This window comes from Polaromonas sp. (genome assembly GCF_018780625.1).
In the GTDB taxonomy this organism is placed as follows: Bacteria; Pseudomonadota; Gammaproteobacteria; order Burkholderiales; family Burkholderiaceae_C; genus Polaromonas.
On sequence record NZ_JADMJK010000008.1, the window covers coordinates 1 to 7,610 of the forward strand.

Below are 7,610 nucleotides of genomic sequence, written 5' to 3' on the forward strand. Positions count from 1 at the left end.
CGCCTGAACTCCAGTTCGAGTTCGCTATCTTCCTTTTTGCCACGGCACTCCACCACCACGTGGGTTCGCAGCTTTTCTTGCCCCTTCTCAAGCAAAAAGCCGTGCAGCGCCTCCAAGCAGATGCCAAGCGCAATGTGATATGGATTGGAGTTGGCACCAGCGCCCCGCGACAGTCGCGCCTTATCGACCACGCAAGCAATCAAAATAAAGTTGCTTGCATCCATGATTGAGTTCAGCCGCTCCATGAACGCGATACGGGTAGGCCGATGGCTCAAGAAAGCAAACGCCCCTTTTTGCTTGCTGATCTCGTTTTCATGCAAAACCACGCTGTCATGCCCGAAGTAGTTGAACTTGAGTTTCTCTACAGCCGGGATGATCTGCTCACTGTAGTGCCGCTTGTGAAAGACACACAGCGCCAATACAAACACCGGGTAGCCCGGGTCAATGCTGGCCAGGGAATGGTCGCCGCTTTCGTCAACATAGACCACGTAATCGCTGAACCGCTTTTCCGCAGTGTCAGCCGATGGTTTCTCCAGCGGCGTTGCTTCTGCCACCTCAAAAAGCGCGTATTGAGTACCCGGTTGTGTGGTCATGGCAAAGCCCTTTCCATTTCTTGCAGCGCCTCGGGCAGGCGCAGCTGGCCTGAGATCAGGCGAGGGAGGAGCGTGTCGCGAAGGGTGGCGAGGGTTTGGGCTTGCTTTTCGTTTTCGATCAGCCGATCAAACAATATGCTCGCAACGTCTGTAAATGCTTCTACGACTGTCGGCGGCGGCACCAACGCTGGAATGGGACGAAACGCTTTCTTGCTGATCTCCATGAAAGTCGAGCCGTTGGCCCTGCCCTTGATGTTTTCCATATTTTGACGACACCAAAACAGCAGATACAAAGGCGGCAACAAACCACCGGGCAACATGGCGATGTAACCTTGGTTGATGGCCAATGGCACTTGGGCTAGCGCGAGGTAGCCAATTGGTGCCCGCGATGACAAAAGCAATGTGCCAATAGGCAGCGCACCTGAACCGATTTTGGCCAAACCTTGGTCGCTGAGTTTTCGCTCGGTGTCCAGCAGCACCGGCGCGGCAATACCGGAAAGGTCTTTGGGCGTTGTCCAGCAATGAATTGCAGGTTCCCAGTAAACGGGGTTCTTGGTGTCTGGTGTAGCCCCGCCAACCGCTTCAACCGCATCACCAATTGGCAGGACTTGCCAGCCCCTCGGCACCAAGCCCAACTCCGACTCCCCGAACCCATCGGGAAACAGCGCCGCCGTGGCCTCGTCCATGCCTTCGGGGGCGCGGCCTTCCATCCTGGCGCGCACGGGGTCGAAATCGACAAACCACGACTTGAACAGCGTCTGGGCGATGGTTTCGAGCGTGGTGTTGGTTTCGCGCAGGTGGGTGATGCGGTCGTCGAGGGCCCTAAGTACCTCTACCATCATCTGTTGAGTACGAATTGGAGGTTGCGGCACTTCCAACGCTGCAACTGCCTTACCGGTTAAATGCTTGATGGTCGTACCAGTGAAGTACGGCTCTAGTAGACCGATATTGGCCGCATAGCAAAACCAGTAGTAGAGGTAATGGCTGTCAAACGATGCTTTTGGCCTGATACGGTGCAGCGCCTTCTGAATTTTCATACCTGTGGTGCCGTTCCAGATAGCACATCGCCCAGGTTCTCCGCCTTCACAAACAACCAAGTCTCCCGGTCGCAGGCCGTAGCGCTCTTTCTCATGAGGCTCAAACCTCATCTGTGCCAAATCGACAAGGTCAAACTTTCCCCAACGAACGTTGCTGTTTCCCAAGTACGGTTGAGGCGTGCCTTTGTTTTTTTTGGCGTCCAACATCTTGCCAAGGCAAGAGTCAACATGGTCACCGAGACGGACTGGAGGCCATTCAGAACTCATACCCCAGCCCTCCCAGCTTGGCGCGTATCAACAAGTCCAGTTCCGCCCCCTTCGCCATCTGCTCGCCCAGCTTGTCGGTGAGCTGCTGCATCTTGGTGGCGAAATCCTCGTCGTTGTCCTCGACCGCTTCGGCGCCCACGTAGCGGCCGGGCGTGAGGACGTGGCCGTGCTGGGCGATTTCTTCGAGTTTTACGCTGCGGCAGAAGCCGGGGATGTCGGCGTAGGCGGCGGGAGCGGGGAGGCCCTCACCCCTGCCCTCTCCCAGAGGGAGTAATGCAGACTCACCGCGCCAGGCGGCCACGGTGTTGGCGATGCGGGCGATCACCTCGTCGGTGAACTCGCTCTGCACGCGGCTGATCATGGTCGCCAGCTTGCGGGCGTCGATGAACAGCACTTCGCCCTTGCGTTTCGTTTTCTGCTTGACCAGAAACCACAGGCAGGCCGGAATCTGGGTGTTAAAGAACAGCTGGCCGGGCAGCGCCACCATGACTTCGACCACGTCGGCCTCGACCATGGCGGCGCGAATCTGGCCTTCGCTGTTCTGGCTGCTGGACATGGAGCCATTGGCTAAAACAATGCCAGCACGACCTGTCGGCTTCAAGTGGTGCAGCATGTGCTGCAGCCAGGCGTAGTTGGCGTTGCCGGGCGGCGGGTCGCCATAGACCCAGCGGGCGTCGCCCGTCAGGCTGCCGTGCCACCAGTCGCTGATGTTGAACGGCGGATTGGCCAGGATGAAGTCGGCGCGCAGGTCGGGGTGCTGGTTTTTGGTGAAAGTGTCGCCCGGCTCGCGGCCCAGGTTGAAGTCGATGCCGCGAATCGCCAGGTTCATGGCGGCCAGGCGCCAGGTGGTGGGGTTGGACTCCTGCCCGTAGATCGACACGTCGCCCAACCGGCCGCCGTGCGCTTCGATGAATTTTTCACTCTGCACGAACATGCCGCCCGAGCCGCAGCACGGGTCGTACACCTTGCCGCTGTGCGGGCTGAGGATGGCGACCAGGGTCTTGACGATGCTGGCGGGCGTGTAGAACTGCCCTCCGCGCTTGCCTTCGGCGCTGGCGAACATGCCCAGGAAGTATTCGTACACCTGGCCCAGCGTGTCGCGGGCAATGCTGGGCGTGTCGCCAAAGCCGATGGTCGACACCAGATCAACCAGCTCGCCGAGCTTGCCGTCGGGCAGTTGCGAACGGGCGTAACGCTTGTCGAGGATGTTTTTGAGCGTGGGATTTTCGGCCTCGATCAGGCTCAAGGCGTCGTCGATGCGCTTGCCGATGTCGGGCTGCTTGGCATTTGAACGCAGGCTTTCCCAGCGGGCCGCTTCGGGCACCCAGAAGACGTTGACTTCCTTGTAATAGTCGCGGTCTTCAAGTTCGGCGGCAATGTCTTCGGGCGCGGCGTCGCCGTAGTAATAGGCGTCGTCCGGGTTGGTCAGGCGCGCGCCGAGTTCTGCGTGGCGGGCGGCAAAGGTGTCGGAGATGTATTTGACAAAGATCAGGCCGAGCACCAGGTGCTTGTATTCGGCGGCGTCCATGTTGGCGCGCAGCTTGTCGGCGGTGGCCCAGAGAGTTTTCTTGATGTCGTCGAGCATGGTGGCGTGGGGGGTTCCTTCGCCGGGTATCTTAACGGCCGGGGTTGCTCAGCCCCCCATGGCAGCCGGCCACGCCAGCCCCGCCGCCGCCGCCAGCGGCACCAGCGCCTCCACGGTTTCCTGGATCAGCGGAACGCCCTCTTGCACCGCCTGGCGCTGGCGCACCAGCGCATGCTCGCCGGGCAGGCGCACCCTGGGGCCGCCGGGCAAGGGCTGGTTGGCATGGCAGGCGTCCACCAGCCACTGCGACTGGCGGGTAAAGGCGTCGAGCCCGCCGAAAGCCTGCGGGTCGGTGACCTGCAAATAGATGCCGAGCGTCGTGCCCTTGGGCTCGTCGGCGCGGCCGTAGCCGGGCACGGCCTGCGTCAGCGCTTCGGCCAGGATCGCCATGCCGTAGCCCTTGTGGCCGTGGTCAAAGCCGCCCACGGGCAGCAGCGTGCCGCCGCCGCTGACCACCACGTTCGGGTCGTCGCTGGGCTGGCCGTTTTTGTCCATGGCCCACTTCGCCGGAAAGCGCTCGCCGCGCGCCACCAGCTGGCGGGCGCTGTTGAGCGTGGTGATGGACGAGCTGATGTCGAGCAGCACCGGGTCACCTTGGGTCGGAATGCCGGCGGCGATCGGGTTGGGCGTGAACAGCGGCTCGCTACCGCCAAACGGCGCCACGCCTTTGGCCGCCGGGCTGGAACACACCAGCTGCACCATCAGGCCGCGTTCGGTCAGGCGCGGCAAATACACCGCCAGCGCGCCAGTGTGGTGGCTGTTGGCAATCGCCACCGTGACCACGCCATGCTGTTCGATGCGCTCAAGCGCCGTGTCGATGGCGCGCGAGATCAGCCACGAACCCGGCAGACGCCGGCCGTTCCAGGTGACGCAGCCGCCCCGGTCATTGACGACTTCCATCTCGCCGGTGGTGGTCATCACGCCCGCACGGGCCGCCTCCAGATACCACGGCGCCAGCGCCAGGCCGTGGGTGCTGTGGCCCATGCTGTCGGCGCTGAGCAGCGAATGGGCGATGGCGCGGGCCTTGTCGGGCTCCATGCCGGTGGCGGTGAACAGGGCCTCGATGACTTGGGTGAGTTCGGGCAGCGGGTAGCGCTTTGCTTCTGTGGGAATCTGGTTCATGGCAGCAGCTTTCCGGGATTCATCAAATTTTGCGGGTCCAGCGCCTGCTTCACGCGGCGCATCACGTCCACTTCGAGCGGCGCCTTGTACAGCAGCATTTCGTGGTTCTTGAGCTGGCCCAGGCCGTGCTCTGCACTGAAAGAGCCCTGGTAGCGGGCCACCACGTCGAGCACGACCTTGTTGACGCGGTCAGTTTCCAGTTGCCAGCCGGGTATGGTCCAGCCGGGCGGGCGCGACACGTTGAAGTGCAGGTTGCCGTCGCCCAGATGGCCGTAGACGATGGGCCGCACGCCCTCATAGGCGGTGTGCAGCATCGGCAGCACCTCGTCGATGAAGCTTGAAACGCTGGACACGGGTACGGCGATGTCATGCTTGATGTTGCTGCCGTCATGCTGCTGGGCTTCGCTGATGTTCTCGCGCACGGCCCATAACTCATGCGCCTGCGCCTCTGACGTGGCGACCACCACGTCGTCGATGATGCCGCGTTCCAGCGCTGCTTCCAGCGCGGCCTGGAAAGCGGCGTCCAGCGCGTCCTGGCCGGCGGCGTCACTGGCCTGCATCAGCACATGCCAGGGGTGCTTTGCCTCGAACAGCGTGGGCGTGGCCGGAAAATACTGCCGCACCATCGCCACGCTGGCCTGGCTTATGAGTTCGAACGCTGTGAAGCGGTCGCCCAAATGGCCGCGCATCAGCCCCAATAACTGTAGCGCCTGCTGCGGCGTCTGGAAAGCGGCGAAAGCCACGGCCTGCGCATGCGGCGCGGGAAACAGCTTGAGCACGGCGGCAGTGATGAGGCCCAGCGTGCCTTCGGAGCCGATGAACAGGTGCTTGAGGTCGTAGCCGGTGTTGTCCTTGCGCAATGCGCGCAGCAGGTTAAGTACCTGGCCGTCAGCCAGCACCACTTCCAGCCCCAGCACCAGGTCGCGCGTATTGCCATAGCGCAGCACCTGCACGCCGCCGGCATTGGTGGCGATGTTGCCGCCGATCTGGCAGGAGCCTTCGGACCCCAGCGACAACGGAAACAAGCGGTCATGCTCAGCGGCCAGCGCCTGAATGGTTTGCAGCACGCAGCCGGCCTCCACCGTCAGCGTGTTGTTGAGCGGGTCGATGCTGCGCACGCGGTTCAGCCGGCCCAGGCTCAGCACCACCTGCGCGCCGCTGCCGTCGGGCGTGGCGCCGCCGCACATGCCGGTGTTACCGCCCTGCGGCACGATGGGCACGCCGTGGGCGGCGCAGAGCCTGACCGTGGCGGTGACCTGCGCCGTGTCGGCCGGCCGCAGCACCGCCAGCGGCAGGCCGGTGAACTTGCCGCGCCAGTCGGTCGCATAAGCGGCCAGGTCGGTGGTGAGCACATGGGCGTCGCCCAGCAGTGCCTTTGCGGCTTGAAGAAAATCTGTCATCACGCCAGTACTCCAATGGGCCAGGGGGCAAATTCGTTTTCACCCATACCGACGATTTCGCTCTTGCTTTTCTGGCCCGAGGCGGTGCGCAAAATCAGCTCGAAAATCTGCTGACCCATGTCTTGCAGCGTGGCTTCGCCGTCGATGACGGGGCCGCAGTTGATGTCCATGTCGTTTTTCATCTTGTTGAACATGGGCGTGTTGCTGGCCAGCTTGATGGTGGGCGCGGGCACCGAACCAAAGCAGGAGCCGCGCCCGGTGGTGAAGGCAATCAGGTTGGCGCCGCCGGCAATCTGGCCGGTCGCGCTGACCGGGTCGTAGCCGGGGGTGTCCATGAACACCAGCCCGTGCTGCGTCACCGGGTAGGCGTATTCATAGACTTCCATCAGCGGGCTGCTGCCGCCCTTCTTGGCGCCGCCTAAAGATTTTTCGAGCACGTTGGCCAGGCCGCCGGCGTTGTTGCCGGGGCTGACGCGGCCGTTGATCTGGGTGTCGCGGCCCTTGTTGTAGTCCAGCCACCAGTTCATGCGGTCCACCAGTTTCTGGCCGACGGCGGGCGTCACGGCGCGGCAGGTCAGCGTGTGCTCGACGCCATAGATTTCGCTGGTCTCGCTCAGGATGGCGGTACCGCCGTTTTTGACCAGCAGGTCCATCGCCACGCCCAGCGCCGGATTGGCCGACAGGCCCGAAAAGCCGTCGGAGCCGCCGCATTGCAGGCCGACCTTGATGTGCTCGGCCGAACACGGCACACGCTGCACCTTGTTCGCTTCGGGCAGCATGGCGCGAATCATGTCCTTGCCCCTGGCGATGGTGTCGGCCATGCCGCCAGCATCCTGAATCACCAGCGTCTGCAGTTTGGGGCCGACCACCAGCTTTTCCTGCTCCAGGAAACCCCATATGTTGTTGCGCTCGCAGCCCAGCGCAATCACCAGCGCGCCGGCGGTGTTCGGGTGGCGGATATGGCCGGCAATCGTGCGGCGCAGCAGGTCCATGGGCTCGCCGGTCATTTCCATGCCGCAGCCCATTTCATGCACATAGGGCACGACGCCATCGATGTTCGGAAAATCGGCCAGCCGCTCGTCGTCGAAATAGTCGGCGATCTTGCGCGCCGCCGTGGCGCCGCAATTGCCGACCACGAACACGCCGACGTAGTTGCGGGTCGCCACGCGGCCGTCTTCCCGCACGATGCCCATGAATGTCGCCCGCTGTTCGGGCGGCAGGATGTCGGCGGGCTGGTAATCCTCGCTGAAGCGGTAATCGCGGTCGGTATCACCGAAAGCGATGTTGTGGCTGTGCATCCAGGTGCCGGGCGGCAGGTCTTCTGTTGCATAGCCGATGACGGTGTTGTATTTCAGAACCTTCTCGCCCTTGGCGATCAGGCGCGCCGCCAGCTTGTGGCCGGCGGGCACGTCCTGCAGGGCGCTCAGGTTTTCAGCCGGGACGGGCGTGCCCGCCGGGATGGCAGCGCGCGCTACCACCACGTTGTCTTTCGGGTCCAGTCGGATGGTGGGGTTCATGCACTGTGGTCCTTAAGGGGTTTTGATGCCGGCGGTCTTGATCACCTGGGTCCAGCGGGCTTCCTCGCTCTTGACAAAGGCGGCGTAGG

General features: G+C 62.9%; 6 protein-coding genes. All 6 read right to left on the minus strand.

Features of this window, described 5'->3' with window-relative positions:
• Positions 1 to 593, minus strand: a 593-nt coding sequence (locus IV091_RS00840; protein WP_293464078.1) for a DUF3800 domain-containing protein, incomplete at its 3' end; no start/stop codon positions are given.
• Positions 590 to 1,897 carry a restriction endonuclease subunit S gene (locus tag IV091_RS00845; protein ID WP_366806971.1) on the minus strand — a complete coding sequence of 436 codons (1,308 nt, stop codon included), beginning with the start codon at positions 1,895 to 1,897 and terminating at the stop codon, positions 590 to 592. The genes IV091_RS00845 and IV091_RS00840, both read right to left, overlap by 4 nt.
• Positions 1,887 to 3,482, minus strand: a complete 1,596-nt coding sequence (locus tag IV091_RS00850; protein WP_293464079.1) for a class I SAM-dependent DNA methyltransferase — start codon at positions 3,480 to 3,482, stop codon at positions 1,887 to 1,889. The genes IV091_RS00845 and IV091_RS00850 overlap by 11 nt, the downstream gene beginning before the upstream one ends.
• Positions 3,483 to 3,530: 48 nt before the next feature.
• Complete coding sequence (locus IV091_RS00855) at positions 3,531 to 4,604, minus strand: Ldh family oxidoreductase (protein ID WP_293464080.1); 1,074 nt, start codon at positions 4,602 to 4,604, stop codon at positions 3,531 to 3,533.
• Positions 4,601 to 6,004 carry an FAD-binding oxidoreductase gene (locus tag IV091_RS00860; RefSeq protein WP_293464081.1) on the minus strand — a complete coding sequence of 468 codons (1,404 nt, stop codon included), beginning with the start codon at positions 6,002 to 6,004 and terminating at the stop codon, positions 4,601 to 4,603. Before IV091_RS00860 ends, IV091_RS00855 begins: the two co-directional genes overlap by 4 nt.
• Positions 6,004 to 7,521: a UxaA family hydrolase gene (locus tag IV091_RS00865; RefSeq protein WP_293464082.1), complete on the minus strand. Its 1,518-nt coding sequence runs from the start codon at positions 7,519 to 7,521 to the stop codon at positions 6,004 to 6,006. Before IV091_RS00865 ends, IV091_RS00860 begins: the two co-directional genes overlap by 1 nt.
• Between the last annotated feature and the right edge of the window lie 89 nt (positions 7,522 to 7,610).